This window comes from Dyella japonica, from assembly GCF_040545895.1.
Classification (GTDB): Bacteria; Pseudomonadota; Gammaproteobacteria; order Xanthomonadales; family Rhodanobacteraceae; genus Dyella; species Dyella japonica_D.
This window is the reverse complement of sequence record NZ_JBEPMU010000001.1, coordinates 51,332-65,199: the sequence shown is the minus strand read 5'-3', so window position 1 is coordinate 65,199 and position 13,868 is coordinate 51,332. Positions and strand designations below refer to the sequence as shown.

Here is a 13,868-nt window from a genome sequence, read left to right as displayed (position 1 = left end):
TGCTGCTTAGGGACTACCTTGGGCCGGCTTCGTTTCATCCCTCGGCGACCTCGTCATTTCACTCGATTCTGCCGCTCAGAGCTTTTCCATAGTGCACAACAAAGGGTGCTGATGGGCACGTGAATATTCGTTCACCTGGGTCACCTTGGTTTCCGCGACTTCCCGGGTAAACACCCCGCAGACTCCCTTTCCGCGTGTATGGACGTGCAGCATTACTTGCACCGCACGTTCCTGGTCCAGATTGAAGAAGCTTCTCAGCACTTCGACCACAAAATCCATCGGCGTGAAATCGTCGTTCAGCAGCACCACCTGGAAGAGCGGCGGGCGTGCCACTTCCGGTCGGGAAGTTTCCAGCGCCAGGCCGTGACCGCTGCCTTGTTCGTGTTCGGGTTCGTGAGCCATGGTTCTACGTAAGTTTTCCTTGGGGGAAAGTATAGCGCCGGGCACCGGGGATGCTCCCGCGGCCACCGGCGAAGGCAGATCGCCTTCAGGTGATGGCACAATGGCCGCTTTTCCAGTGCCTGCTTCGTCGCCATATGTCCCCCATGGCCGATTTCTCTCCGATTCCCCTGCAAGTCTGGTGCCCGCATGTGACCGTGGCCTGCGTGGTTGCCGATGGCGACCGCTTCCTCATGGTCGAAGAGGAGGTCAACGGCCGCCTTGCCTATAACCAGCCGGCCGGTCATCTGGATGACAAGGAAAGCCTGGTGACCGCCGCGGTGCGCGAAACGCTGGAGGAAACCGGCTGGACGGTGGCCGTGGAGCACCTGCTCGGTGTCCACCAGTGGCGCAGCACGGAGCACGGCGACGGCGTGGTGCGTTTCAGTTTCGCGGCGCGGGCGGTAGGTCACGACCCTTCACGCGGGCTGGATGAGGGCATTCGACGCGCCCTTTGGCTCACCCGCGACGAAATTGCGGCACTCGGTGACACATTGCGCAGCCCGCTGGTGCTGATGAGCATCGACGCCTGGCTATCCGGCCAGCGCTACCCGCTGGATATGCTGCACAGCCTCCTTGCCGAGGATCGTTACCCGTGAAAGTGATGCTGGGTGTCTCCGGCGGCGTCGATTCCTCGGTGGCCGCCCTGCTGCTGCAGGAGGCCGGGTACGAGGTCGAAGGCCTGTTCATGCAGAACTGGGAAGAAGACGACCGCGACGGCCCCTGCACCACCGACGTGGACCGCAAGGACGCCCTGGCCGTGTGCGGCCGCCTGGGCATTCCGTTCCACGCGCGCAATTTCGCCGCCGAGTATTGGGCCGGCGTGTTCGAGCACTTTCTGGCCGAGTACCGCGCCGGTCGCACGCCGAATCCGGACGTGCTGTGCAACCGCGAGATCAAGTTCAAGACCTTCCTGGACGAGGCACGCGCGCTCGGCGCCGACAAGATCGCCACCGGCCATTACGCCCGCGTGGATTTCCACGAGGGCAAGTACCGCCTGTTGCGCGCGGTGGATGCGGCGAAGGATCAGACGTACTTCCTTCACGCGCTTGGCCAGCAGCAGCTCAGCGCCACGCTGTTCCCTGTGGGCGAGATCGAAAAGCCACTGGTGCGCCAGATGGCCCACGACGCCGCTCTGCCCACGCACGCGAAGAAGGATTCCACTGGCATCTGCTTCATCGGTGAGCGGGATTTCCGCAGCTTCCTCGCCCAGTACATTCCGGCGCAGGCCGGCCCCATGCGCACGCCCGAGGGCGAAACCGTGGGCGAGCATCAGGGCGTGATGTATTACACGCTGGGCCAGCGCAACGGCCTGGGGATCGGCGGACGCCACGGGGCCAGCGGCGACGCCTGGTACGTCGTCGGCAAGGACGTGGCCGGCAACGTGCTGTATGTTGCGCAGGGTGGCGAGAACCACTGGCTCTATTCGCGTCGCTTGCACGCCGAGCCGCCCACCTGGGTAGCCGGTGAGCCGCCAGCGAAACACTTCCGTTGTACCGCCAAGACCCGCTATCGCCAGGCGGACCAGGCTTGCGAGGTCTTTGTGCGCGATGACGGGCTGGAAGTGGTGTTCGATGAACCCCAGCGTGCGGTCACCCCCGGCCAGTCGGTGGTGTTCTACGACGGCGAGGCCTGTCTCGGCGGTGCCGTGATCGACCGCACCGACGCTCCCTTCGGCGGCTGGAATGATGCCGCTGCTCCCCTTCTTTCAGAGTCCCTCACCGGTGTTTGAAGTTTTCGCCATGAACGAAGAGCGCGTGCTGGCCCTGGCAGGTTTGTTCCAGGCCACCACGCTCGCCCAGCAGTTGGCCAACGACGGCCGCTGCGACGACATCGCCATGGCATCGAGCATGGCCAGTGTGTTCCGCATCGATGCGCCGTCGGTGGTAAGCGTCTACGGCGACGTCGCCGCCGTTCGGCTGGGCCTGCGCCAGCTGATCACCCTGCTCGACGAAAACAACCGCGATGTCGCGGTGACGCGCATGGCCTTCACCGTGATGCGACTGGAGCGCAGCCTGTCCCGCCGCAGCGATCTGTTGGATCGCCTGCAACAGGGCATCGTGGCCGCGCAGCGCCAGGTGGAACACTTCGGCGCGGACTCGCCGCAGGTGGTGAAGCGCCTTGCCGAGCTCTATGCCAACACGCTTTCCACGCTGAAGCCGCGCGTGATGGTCACCGGCAATCCGCAACAACTGCAACAGCCTGCGGTGGTGGAAAAGGTGCGCACCAATCTGCTGGCCGCCGTACGCTCCGCCGTGCTGTGGCGGCAGCTGGGCGGCCGTCAATGGCAGATGCTGCTCTATCGCAAGCAGTGCAGCATGCTGGCGCGCGGCCTGTTGACCGGGTCGACCATCAACAACGCCTGAGCGCGCGGCGTGGCCGCGACGCTTATTCAGTCGTCAACTCGGCCCTGCCCCGCCCTTTCACCAGCAGCCACACGGCCACCGCCACGCCAACCGCCGCGGTGATGGTGACGTAGTGGGCTGCCGCCATTCGCCCCGACGTTCCGGCGAGATAACCGATAAAAGTCGCCGTGCTTGCGCCGAACACGGCATAGGCCACGTTATAGGCAAAGGAAATGCCCGAGAAACGGATCGGCGCCGGAAACGCAGCCACCATGATGGTGGGCACCACGGCCACCGTGCCGACCAGGAACCCGGTGAGCGCATACAGCGGCAGGAAATGCGCGCCACCTGCCGCCAGGTCGCCGAACATCACGTAGGTGGCGATCACCAGCGCCACCGAGCCGGCAATGAGTGCCCAGGCCGCGCCGATGCGATCCACCAGCCAGCCGAATGCCACGCATCCCAGCCCCAGGCAGAACGCCGCCACACTGTTGCCGAGGAAGGCCTCGTCCGCAGGAATGCCGAACGATTTCTGCACCAGATTGGGCAGCCCCAGTATCAATACGAGAATGGCCGCGGTGAGCATCCACGTCACCGCCATGGAGATCGCCACGCTCACGCCATGACCGGCCAGCACGGTGCGCAACGGCAATCCTTCGCTCAAGGCCTTGCGAGCATGCAGCTCGGCGAACACCGGTGTTTCGCTCAACCAGCGGCGTAGCCACACCGCGATGAAACCGAACACGCCGCCCAGCAGGAACGGCAGGCGCCAACCCCAGCGCAACACATCGGCGGGCGCGAGGTGATGGTTGATCCATGCCGCCGTGAGCGAGCCGATGAGAATGCCAACCGTGAGGCCCGAAGTAAGGCATGCACACGCAAAGCCCACGCGTCCGCGCGGTGCGTGTTCGGCCACGAAAACCCAGGCGCCCGGCACTTCGCCACCAATCGCCACGCCCTGCACCACACGCATGCACAGCAGCAGCAACGGCGCCAGCAACCCCACCGACGCGTACACCGGCAGCAGACCGATGGCCAGCGTGGGTAGCGCCATGAGGAACACGCTCAGGGTGAACATGCGCTTGCGCCCCTGGCGATCACCGAAGTGCGCCATCACGATGCCGCCCAACGGCCGGGCCAGATAGCCCGCGGCGAAAATGGCATACGTCTGCAGCTGCGCCAGCCATTGCGGCGTGTCCGGCGGAAAGAACAGATGGCTCAGCGGCAACGCGAAGAACACGAACACCACGAAATCGTAGAACTCCAGCGCACCGCCCAATGAGGCAAGCAACAACGTCTGGATATCACGCGGCCCCATGCGACGATCAGGGGAAGCCAGGGTCGGCGTGGTCGGGAAAGCTTGCGTCATCGAAGGATCCTGCAGTGCCAGACGAGAGCGACGGAGCAGCATACACAAAGGAAAAGGCTCTTCGGTACGTCAGCCTTCACCATTCCCAGAACTTGGCAGCACTACCCTGCCAACCAACTTTGCTAGCCTATGGCCACTCGAGCCATGCACTAAGAACCTGTTTCACATCAGGATCGTTGTGGAAGTCACGCATGGATGCGCTCGAGCCATTCCCTGAAAACCCGGCAAGGAGAGTCCCCATGAATATGGGCAAGCGTTTGGGAGCAGAGCTTTTCGGCACGTTCTGGTTGGTGTTTGGCGGCTGCGGCAGTGCGGTTTTCGCGGCAACTTTCCCTGAATTGGGCATCGGTTTTGCTGGCGTCGCCCTCGCCTTCGGCCTCACCGTGGTCACCATGGCGTACGCCGTGGGCCATATCTCCGGCGCGCACTTCAACCCTGCCGTGACCGCAGGCATGTGGGCCAGCGGCCGCTTCCCCGCCAAGGATGTGATCCCTTACTGGATCGCCCAGGTCGTGGGCGGCATCGCAGCGGGTGCCACGATTTACCTGATCGCCAGCGGCAGGCCGGTGTTCGATCCGGTTACCGGCGGTTTTGCCTCGAACGGTTATGGCGAACATTCGCCAGGGCAGTATTCGTTGCAGGCCTGCATGGTCGCCGAGTTCGTGCTCACGGCGTTCTTCCTCATCGTGATCAACGGCGCCACCCATAAACTCGCACCCACCGGCTTCGCGCCGCTGGCCATCGGCCTCGCGCTCACCCTTATCCACCTCATCTCCATTCCGATCACCAACACCTCGGTCAATCCTGCCCGCAGCACGGCGGTGGCTGTGTTCCAGGGCAGTTGGGCCATGGGCCAGCTGTGGATGTTCTGGGTCATCCCCGTGATCGGCGGCGTGGTGGGTGGCCTGATCTATCGCCACCTGCTGGATTGGCACGACTGAGCGCCCACCATCGTTGAACCTCGAAAACCAGCGGCGTGAACAGCCGCTGGTTTTTTTCTGCGAGAGGTTTACGCCTCGTACAACTCGATGGGCAACCCGTCCGGATCGGCGAAGAAGGTGAAGCGCCGATCCGTAAACTCATCCACGCGCACCGGCTCGCACGCCACGCCGTGCTCGCGCAGCGTCGCGATGACGGCGTCCACGTCCGGCACCGCAAACGCGAGATGGCGCAAGCCCTGCGCTTCGGGTCGCGAGGGACGCGGCGGTGGCGAGGGAAACGAGAACAGCTCGAGGCTGACGCCCGGCGACACTTCCAGATCGAGCTTCCAAGAGTCGCGCTCGGTGCGGTACACCTCGCGAATCACGCGAAAGCCCAGCGTCTGCGTGTAGAACGCCTTGGATCGCGCATAGTCCGAACAAATCAGCGCCACGTGATGGATGGCAGGCAACAAGGTCGACGTCATTACGCCTCCGCAAAGGGAAAAGTGAGCACGTCGGCGATAGCGTCCGTGCCCACCAGGCACATCAGCAGACGCTCGATGCCGAGCGCCACGCCGGCGCAATCGGGCATGGCATCGAGCGTGTCGAGCAGATTCTCGTCCATCGGAATCACGGGCTGGCCGCGTGATCGACGCACCTCGTTGTCGCGCTCGAAACGACGACGCTGTTCCGCGGCGTCGTTGAGTTCGTGATAACCGTTGGCCAGTTCGTAACGCCCCAGATACAACTCGAAGCGCTCCGCCAGCGGCGGGTCGCCCGGCCGCACTTTCGCCAGCGCGCATTGGGAGGCGGGATAGTCGTGAATCACGGTGATGCGGTTGGCGGGAAACGACGGCTGCAGCCGATGCGTGATGAGCAGGTCGAGCCAGTCATCGCGCGTCAGCCCGTCGGGGTTGATGTTGAATTCCTCGAGCGGCACCTGCAGTTGCGCGATGGGCGCATGCGCCGGATCGATGCCGAGTTCGTCGATGAACAACTGGCGATAGCCCTCGATCCACACTTCGGCCCGCGCGCCCGTCATCGCCAGCGCGGCCTCGACGAGTGCGATGGTCTCACCCATCAACCGGCGATGATCCCAACCCACGCGATACCACTCGAGCATGGTGAATTCGGGATTGTGGCGGCCGCCCGCTTCGCCATTGCGGAACACGCGCCCCAGCTCGTAGCAGTCGCCAACGCCCGCAGCGAGCAGCCGTTTCAAGGGATATTCCGGCGAAGTACGCATCCAGCGCGTGCGCGCGCCGGCGTCCACGTGACCGCTGAAGACCGCGTGGAAACTTTCGATGTTCGGATCGGTGTTGCCTGCCGCCGACAGGATCGGCGTTTCCACTTCGAGCACGTTGCGTTCGGCGAAGAAGGCACGGATCAGCGCATACAGGCGCGCACGCAGATGCAGGCGTCCGGCCATGTGCAGATTCATGCCCCGCCCTCATGCGTGGCGAGCAGTTCGAGCAGGCGTGCTTCGTCCCACACCTCCACGCCCAGTTCCTGCGCCTTGTCGAGCTTGGAACCGGCCGCCTCGCCCGCCACCACGAAACTGGTTTTCTTGGACACGGAACCGGAGACCTTGGCGCCAAGGGCTTCCAGCCGCTCCTTCGCTTCGTCGCGACTGAGCGAGGCGAGCGTGCCGGTGAGCACGATGGTCTGCCCTTCGAGCGGCAGCGCCGCAGTCTTGGTGGTCTTCGGAATCGCGTCGAGCAGTTCCCACATGGCGGCATCTGCATCGCGCAACTGCTGCAGGTTGTCCTTGTCCGCCAGGAACGCTTCCAGATTGGTCGATGCCGCCGATGGCAGGCCGGCCGTGACCCAATGCGCGGGACCGGCCGCGACCAGCTTGTCCAGCGAAGGAAAGTGCTCCGCCAGCAGTTTCGTGCTCTTGGGGCCAAGCTTGTTCACGCCCGCCATGTCGAGCAGCACCGCCAGGTCGAGCCGCTGGCGCAGCTTGGGCGACGGATGGGTCTCGTCGGAAAACACGATGCCAGATGCGAGCAAGGCATCGACCACTTTCTGGTTGCCTTCCTGCGCGAAGAAGCCCGCGATGGACTTGGCCACTTCATCGCCAACATCCGGCAGCACGCGCAGCAGCGCCGCCGGCATGCGACGGATCACGGCCAGGTTGCCCAGCCATGCGGCCAGCGTCTTCGCCGTGCTTTCGCCGATGTGCATGATGCCGAGCCCGAACAGGAAACGCGGCAAGGTGGTGTGCTTGCTGGCCGCGATCGCCTCGATCAGGTTTTCGGCCCACTTGGTGGCCACCTTGCCCTGCTTGACGGTTTCCGGCGTGGTGCCGTCGCGCTCGTCCGCGCGGCGCTTCATCTCCAGGAAATCGTCCAGCGTCAGCGAGTAGAGATCGGCTGGCGTGTGCACGTAACCGAAATCCACCAGCGCTTCCACGAAACGTTCGCCGATGCCGTCGATATCCATGGCGCGTCGCGCGGCGAAATGGATCAGCGCCTCCTTGCGTTGCGCGGCGCAGATGAGTCCGCCCGAGCAACGCCACACGGCCTCGCCCTCTTCGCGCAACAAGGCGGAGTTGCACACCGGGCAGTGCGTGGGCATCTGCCAGGGCTGCGTGTGCGGCGGACGAAGATCCAGCATCACGCGCACGACTTCGGGAATCACATCGCCGGCGCGTCGCACGATCACCGTGTCGCCCACGCGCACATCCAGTCGCGCCACCTGGTCGGCGTTGTGCAAGGTGGCGTTGCTCACCGTGACGCCGCCCACCTGCACGGGTTTCAATCGCGCCAGCGGCGTCGCCGCACCGGTACGGCCGATGTTGATCTCGATGGCCTCGACCGTGGTGGTCTGTTCCTGCGCCGGGAACTTGTGCGCAATGGCCCAGCGCGGCGCGCGCGACACGAAACCCATCGCGCGCTGGCCTTCATAGTCGTCCAGCTTGTAGACCACGCCGTCGATGTCGTAAGGGAGCTTGTCGCGCTTGGCGCCGATGCGGCGGTAATAGGCCACAAGGCCGTCGAAGCCCTTGGCCGTATCCACTTCGGGCGACACCGGAAAACCCCAGTCGCGGAGCTTCGCAAGGGTTTTCGAATGCGTCGACGGCAACTCGCCGTCCTGCACGTCGCCCACGGCGTAGGCGAAGAAGCTCAGCTTGCGGCGTGCGGTGATGGCCGGGTCAAGCTGGCGCAGCGAACCGGCGGCGCCATTGCGTGGATTGGCCAGCGTCTTTTCGCCGTGCTCGCGGGCGTGCGCGTTGAACGCCTCGAAATCCTTGTGCAGCATGATCACTTCGCCACGCACTTCCAGCACACGCGGCCAACCCTCGCCGCGCAGGCGCAGCGGAATCGCGCGCACGGTGCGCAGGTTTGCGGTGACGTCTTCGCCGGTTTCGCCATCGCCGCGCGTCGCGCCCTGCATGAACACGCCGTCTTCGTAGCGCAGGCTGATGGCCAGGCCATCGAGCTTCGGTTCCACCGAGAACACGGGGTTGCGGCGATCCAGCGTCTGTTCGATCCGTCGCTCGAACTCGGCCACTTCGCGGAAGCGCTCGCGGTCGCCATCGCCATCCTGCTCGAAGGCGTTGTTGAGCGACAACATGGGAATGACGTGACGCACCTCGGCGAAACCGCCCTGCGCCCGCGCGCCGACGCGCCGCGTGGGCGAGTCGGGCGTGGCCAGTTCCGGATGCGCCTGTTCCAGGGCTTCCAGCGCGCGCATGGCGCGGTCGTACTCGGCGTCCGTGATGTCGGGATCGTCGAGTACGTGGTAGCGGTAGTTCGCGCGTTCGATCGTGTCGCGCAGTTCGGCGGCCTGGGCGCGCCAATCGGTGGCCTGACTCTGGCTCATGCGGGTGTCCTCATGAGCGGAAGTTTACCCAGTCCCGGCTCGCTTCTGACCACTCCGTCGCAAATGGCGCCCGCGTCGTGAAGGGCGCGTGCACGAACCTGCGCGGATGCCCTCAGCGATGCAGATCGCCGGAGGATTCAGGCTGGTATTCGATCTCCAGCACGCACAGCTGGCGTCGGCGGCCATCCGGCGTGGGCCATTGAATGTGCTGGCCCACGCGCAGCCCGAGCAACGCGCTGCCTACCGGCGCAAGAATGGATACCGTGCCCGGCACGCCGGCGCCGGACGGATACACCAGCGTGATGGTGACTTCGTCGCCGGAATCCTCGTCCTTGAAGGTGACCACCGAATTCATGGTGACGACGTCCGCCGGAATGGCTGAGGAGTCCACCACGTCCGCACGATCCAGCTCGCTGCGCAGTCCCTCGTATTGCGCCACCTCCACGGGCGGCATGCGTTCCAGCAGCGCTTCGATGCGATTGAGATCGAGCGAGGAAATGACGATGGGTGGCTTGCTGCTCATGTTGACTCCTGTCGTGTGGACGCGGGCTGCGTCGATCCGCGTGCTATCGCAAAAGACGACGCGCCGGGACGGTGCCGCCCCAGCGCGCTCGTTTCATCGCTGTTTACGTTCATCTCCGCTCGTGAAACCGTTGCCCGCTGCCTTGCGGTTGACGTGGCGCGCACATGCGTCGCCCAAAGATGAAACGCAGCCGACTCTGGACGCAGCGATCATCAAAAGCAAGCTGCCATAGCAGCTATCATGGAGGGACATGCCAGAGACCTTAGCCGCCACCGAAACCAACCTTCCCGTGCCCCCGCCGGGCGAGGAGGCGCCGGTTCCCGCGCCGCCGGAGGAATCCTCCCGCGAGCGTTATCGCGGCTTGATATGGCTGGTGGCAGCCGCGTTCTTCATGCAGGCGCTGGACTCCACCATCGTCAACACGGCGGTGCCCGCCATGGCCGAAGCGCTTGGCGTCACGCCACTGGGCATGCGCACCGCACTCACCAGCTACGTGCTGACGCTGGCCATCTTCATTCCGGCCAGCCCGTGGCTGTGCGATCGCTTCGGCACGCGGCGCATTTTTGCGCTGGCCATCGCCACCTTCACCGTGGGTTCGTTGTTGTGTGGCATCGCGCAGACATTGCCGCAACTCGTGGCCGCGCGCGTGCTGCAAGGCCTGGGCGGCGCGGCGCTGATGCCGGTGGGTCGCTACGTGCTCGTGCGCAGCATCGACAAGCGCGATTTCGTGAAAGCCATGAGCACGGTGGCAACGGTGGGCCTGCTCGGTTCCGTGCTCGGCCCGTTGCTGGGCGGTGCACTGGCGCAATACACCTCGTGGCGACTGATCTTCCTCATCAATGTGCCGGTGGGCATGGTCGGCATGTGGATGAACCGCCGCGACATGCCCGACTACCGTCTCGACGACGTGCATCCGTTCGACCTGCTGGGATTCCTGCTGTTTGCGGCGGCGTCGGCCATGTTGCTGACGGCCTCGGAAGTGGCCAGCGGCGGCGGTGGCCAGTGGGTGCGTATCGCGATCTACGGCGTGTTGGCCATCGTGTTCGGCGCCACCTATGTGTGGCACAGCCGCCGCAACGATCATCCGGTGGCCGACCTCAGCCTGCTGCGCGTGCGCAGCGTCTGGGTGTCGCTGGCCGGCAACCTGTTCACGCGACTTGGCGTGTCGGGCATGTTCCTGCTGCTGGTGTTGTTCCTGCAGGTGGGTTGCGGCTGGTCGCCGTTGATGGCCGGCCTGATGATGGTGCCGCAGGCGCTGGGTTCGATCACCGCCAAGTGGGGCATCAATCGCATGCTGCAACGCTTTGGTTATCGCAAGCTGCTGTTCACCAACACGCTGGTGGTCGCCGTGATGCTGGCGGCATTCGCCTTGCTCGGCAAGAGTTCGCCGATGTGGGTGATCGCGCTGATGGTGTTCGTCTACGGCGGCTTCATGGGCATGCAGTACACCGCCATGAACACGCTGATCTACAACGACCTGGACGTAAAGTACGCCTCGCAGGCCTCGTCGATGGCGTCGACGGCGCAATACCTGTCGATGAGCTTCGGCATCGCGCTCGCCTCGCTGCTGATGGAAGCGCTGCTGCAAGGCCATGCGCACGACGACTACATACCCGCCTTCCGCTGGACGGTGCTGTTGCTGGCGATCGTCACGGCCACGGCCAGCTGGGTGTTCAGCCGCCTGCGTGCCGACAGCTCGCCACGCTCACCACACACCACCGACTGAACGCACGCCCCGTCCCAAGCATGTAGCATGCGTGGCATCCGACTGCCGCCGCGTTCCTTCGCATGCATCACGCCAGCGACATCCTGCTCACCCTGTTCATCGTCTTCATCGCTGCGCAGATCGGTGGCGAGATCGCGCAACGCCTGAAGCTTCCCGGCGTGGTAGGCGAGATCGCGGCAGGCTGCGTGGTCGGCCCTTCCCTGCTCGGCTGGATCACGCCTGACCAGGTCGCGTCGGGCACGCCGCTGGACGTGCTGGCGGAGATCGGCGTGGTACTGCTGCTGTTTTCCGTGGGCCTGGAAACACGGCTCGAGGATTTGAAGAAGGTCGGCAAGGTCGCCTTCATCGTCGGCGTGCTCGGCGTGTTGCTGCCGTTCGGCATGGGCGGCGTGTGGGCGCATGCCAGCGGCTTCGACTGGAGCCGATCGATGTTCATTGCGGCAGCGTTCGTGGCCACGTCCGCGGGCATCACCGCGCGTGTATTGCAGGAGCTGGGCGTACTGCAGCGCATCGAGAGCAAGGTGATTCTTGGTGCGGCCGTGATCGACGACATCCTGGCCATGCTGCTGCTCGGCGTGGTGGTGTCGGTGCAAGGCGGCGAAGGCGTCGATGTGGTGCATCTGTTGGCCGTGCTGGCGGGCGCGATAGGTTTCATCGCGGTCATCGGCATCGGCGGCGCGCGCGTCATGCGCTGGAATTCCACCTGGCTGGACAAGCCCGCGAGCCCGCACTCCGCCCTGGCCATCGTGTTGGCGCTTTGCCTTGGCTTGGCCTATGTCTCGACGCTGTTCGGCCTGGCCGCCATCATCGGCGCGTTCCTGGCCGGCATGATCGCCTCGGAGACACGCCAGCAGCACTCACTGGAGAAACAGACGCAGCCGCTGCTGGCCTTGCTCACGCCGTTCTTCTTCGTGATCACCGGCAGCAAGATCGATCTGCACCAGCTGGCCAATGGCGAAGCGATCATGATGCTCGTGGTGGTTACGCTGATCGCCATCGCCTCGAAGCTGATCGGCGGCTTTCTCGGTGCGCTGCCGCTGGGCGCTCGCAGCGCCACGGTGGTGGGCTTCGGCATGGTGCCGCGCGGCGAGGTGGGTGTGGTGATCGCCAGCCTCGGCCTGTCCGCGGGCGTATTCACCGACCGCATCTACGCCATCATCGTGGCGATGTCGCTGCTGACGGCCATGGTCACGCCGCCGGTGCTGGCATGGATGCTTCGCCGCGCGGTGCACTCCGCCGACGAGGCGCGCTGACCTAGGCGTTGCGCATGATGCGATAGGCATCGAGCGCGGCCTGCCGCGTTTCACCCAGGTCGATCATGGGCGCAGGATAACCGCTACGTTGCAGCAGCGATGCATCCTTCCACGGCTCGTGCAGCAACGGCAGCGGTGCCGAAGCAAGCTCCGGCAACCAGCGACGCAGATAGTGCCCTTCGGGATCGAACTTCTGCGCCTGCGTCACCGGATTGAACACGCGGAAATACGGCGCGGCATCGGCGCCGCTGCCGGCCACCCACTGCCAACCCATGGTGTTGTTGGCGAGGTCGGCATCCACCAGCGTGTCCCAGAACCAAGCCGCGCCGTGGTGCCAGTGCTGCCTGAGGTTCTTGCACAGGAAACTGGCGACGATCATGCGCACGCGGTTGTGCATCCAGCCGGTATGCCATAGCTCGCGCATGCCCGCGTCCACCAACGGAATGCCGGTGAGGCCTCGCTGCCAGCGTTCGATGGCCTTGCTGCTTTTTCGGGCCCAGGGAAACCGGTCGAACTGCTCGTTGAAGTTGTCGATGGGCGTCCTGGGAAAGTGATACAGCAGGTGATGCGCAAATTCGCGCCAGCCCAGTTCGCGCAGATACGGCTCGATGTCCGGGCGTCGGCGGGCATCGGTATCGGCGACGCGATCGGCCAGCTGGCGATGGATTTGTCGCGGCGATATCTCGCCGAAATGCAGATGCGGCGACAACCGCGACGTGCCGTGTCGCGCAGGCAGGTCGCGCGCGCGGGCGTAATCGCTCACCGCATCGTCCATGAAGATGTCCAGCCATTCCTGCGCCCCCTGCTCGCCCGGCTGCCAGGTCTCCTGCATGCCGGTGTCCCAGCGGATGCGCGGCAGCAAGGCGAGTGCATCGAGCGGCATGCTGCCAGCCACGTCGATACCACGCAGGGACGATGGCACCGGCAAAGGCCGCGGCGTTTCAAGCTGCGGTCGCAGGCTGCGCCAGAACGGCGTGAAGACGCGATACGGCCCTTGCTGCCGGGTTTCGATCTGCCATGGCTCGCACCATAGCGAGGCGTTGAAGCTGTGCACGTCGATGCCCTGCTCGCGCAAGGCAGCCTTGATGGCGCTGTCGCGCGCAATGGCCTCGGGTTCGTACTGGCGACTCCAGTACACCGCTGTTGCGCCCGTTCGCCTGATCAACTCACGAAGAACGTCGAGACTGTTGCCTTGCGCGAGATGCAGCGCGTTGCCGTGTTCGCGCAGCTGGGCGTCGAGCCGCGACAACGAGTGATGGAGCCACCATCGACTGGCCGCGCCTGCAGGCCAGCGGCCATCTTCGTGGGGCGCATGAATGTAGAGCGGGATGAGGTGTTCGTGCCCCTTTGCGGCGGCACTGAGTGCGGGATGGTCGGCGAGGCGAAGATCGCGGCGGAACCAGACGATAGCGGTGCTCATGGCGGCAGCTTAGTGAGCGCGTGCCGCCTTGTATGCCTCGTCTTTG

At 64.8% G+C, this 13,868-nt stretch carries 13 protein-coding genes; 6 read left to right on the top strand and 7 right to left on the bottom strand.

Translation table 11 applies throughout. The features are described 5' to 3' along the window. Positions 1 to 75: 75 nt before the first annotated feature. A complete protein-coding gene (gene clpS / locus ABIC75_RS00340) occupies positions 76 to 402 on the bottom strand; it encodes an ATP-dependent Clp protease adapter ClpS (protein ID WP_019466735.1) in 327 nt (108 codons plus the stop codon). 143 nt (positions 403 to 545) lie between these two features. Between clpS and ABIC75_RS00335 the strand changes: the two genes are divergently transcribed. The 3 genes from ABIC75_RS00335 to hflD are packed head-to-tail and all read left to right on the top strand — an operon-like array spanning position 546 to position 2,804. After that, positions 546 to 1,037 (top strand): NUDIX hydrolase, encoded by a 492-nt coding sequence (locus tag ABIC75_RS00335; protein ID WP_354013036.1) that lies wholly within the window; start codon positions 546 to 548, stop codon positions 1,035 to 1,037. Between the two features lie 5 nt (positions 1,038 to 1,042). Beyond that, complete coding sequence (gene mnmA, locus ABIC75_RS00330; RefSeq protein ID WP_354013035.1) at positions 1,043 to 2,170, top strand: tRNA 2-thiouridine(34) synthase MnmA; 1,128 nt, start codon at positions 1,043 to 1,045, stop codon at positions 2,168 to 2,170. Positions 2,171 to 2,180: 10 nt separating this feature from the next. Next, on the top strand, positions 2,181 to 2,804 hold the full coding sequence (gene hflD, locus ABIC75_RS00325) for a high frequency lysogenization protein HflD (RefSeq protein ID WP_354011874.1): 624 nt from the start codon (positions 2,181 to 2,183) through the stop codon (positions 2,802 to 2,804). A gap of 22 nt (positions 2,805 to 2,826) precedes the next feature. Here the strand turns inward: hflD and ABIC75_RS00320 are convergent, their stop codons facing one another. Then, positions 2,827 to 4,152, bottom strand: a complete 1,326-nt coding sequence (locus ABIC75_RS00320) for an MFS transporter (protein WP_354011873.1) — start codon at positions 4,150 to 4,152, stop codon at positions 2,827 to 2,829. A gap of 239 nt (positions 4,153 to 4,391) precedes the next feature. Here ABIC75_RS00320 and aqpZ point away from each other — a divergent pair, with 239 nt between their 5' ends. Next, on the top strand, positions 4,392 to 5,093 hold the full coding sequence (gene aqpZ / locus ABIC75_RS00315) for an aquaporin Z (protein WP_354011872.1): 702 nt from the start codon (positions 4,392 to 4,394) through the stop codon (positions 5,091 to 5,093). A 68-nt stretch (positions 5,094 to 5,161) separates the two neighbouring features. Here the strand turns inward: aqpZ and gloA2 are convergent, their stop codons facing one another. From gloA2 to rnk, 4 genes are all read right to left on the bottom strand, one after another. Continuing rightward, positions 5,162 to 5,557 carry an SMU1112c/YaeR family gloxylase I-like metalloprotein gene (gene gloA2 / locus ABIC75_RS00310; RefSeq protein WP_354011871.1) on the bottom strand — a complete coding sequence of 132 codons (396 nt, stop codon included), beginning with the start codon at positions 5,555 to 5,557 and terminating at the stop codon, positions 5,162 to 5,164. Next, complete coding sequence (gene epmA / locus ABIC75_RS00305; RefSeq protein ID WP_354011870.1) at positions 5,557 to 6,513, bottom strand: EF-P lysine aminoacylase EpmA; 957 nt, start codon at positions 6,511 to 6,513, stop codon at positions 5,557 to 5,559. Before epmA ends, gloA2 begins: the two co-directional genes overlap by 1 nt. Beyond that, complete coding sequence (gene ligA / locus ABIC75_RS00300) at positions 6,510 to 8,900, bottom strand: NAD-dependent DNA ligase LigA (protein ID WP_354011869.1); 2,391 nt, start codon at positions 8,898 to 8,900, stop codon at positions 6,510 to 6,512. The genes epmA and ligA overlap by 4 nt, the downstream gene beginning before the upstream one ends. 112 nt (positions 8,901 to 9,012) lie before the next feature. Next, positions 9,013 to 9,423, bottom strand: a complete 411-nt coding sequence (rnk, locus tag ABIC75_RS00295; protein ID WP_354011868.1) for a nucleoside diphosphate kinase regulator — start codon at positions 9,421 to 9,423, stop codon at positions 9,013 to 9,015. Positions 9,424 to 9,673: 250 nt separating this feature from the next. Here rnk and ABIC75_RS00290 point away from each other — a divergent pair, with 250 nt between their 5' ends. Beyond that, the gene (locus ABIC75_RS00290; RefSeq protein ID WP_354011867.1) at positions 9,674 to 11,149 is read left to right on the top strand and encodes an MFS transporter; all 1,476 of its coding nucleotides are present in this window, start codon (positions 9,674 to 9,676) and stop codon (positions 11,147 to 11,149) included. A gap of 62 nt (positions 11,150 to 11,211) precedes the next feature. After that, positions 11,212 to 12,402, top strand: a complete 1,191-nt coding sequence (locus ABIC75_RS00285; RefSeq protein ID WP_354011866.1) for a cation:proton antiporter — start codon at positions 11,212 to 11,214, stop codon at positions 12,400 to 12,402. A 1-nt stretch (position 12,403) separates the two neighbouring features. Here the strand turns inward: ABIC75_RS00285 and ABIC75_RS00280 are convergent, their stop codons facing one another. Next, the gene (locus tag ABIC75_RS00280; RefSeq protein WP_354011865.1) at positions 12,404 to 13,822 is read right to left on the bottom strand and encodes a cryptochrome/photolyase family protein; all 1,419 of its coding nucleotides are present in this window, start codon (positions 13,820 to 13,822) and stop codon (positions 12,404 to 12,406) included. Between the last annotated feature and the right edge of the window lie 46 nt (positions 13,823 to 13,868).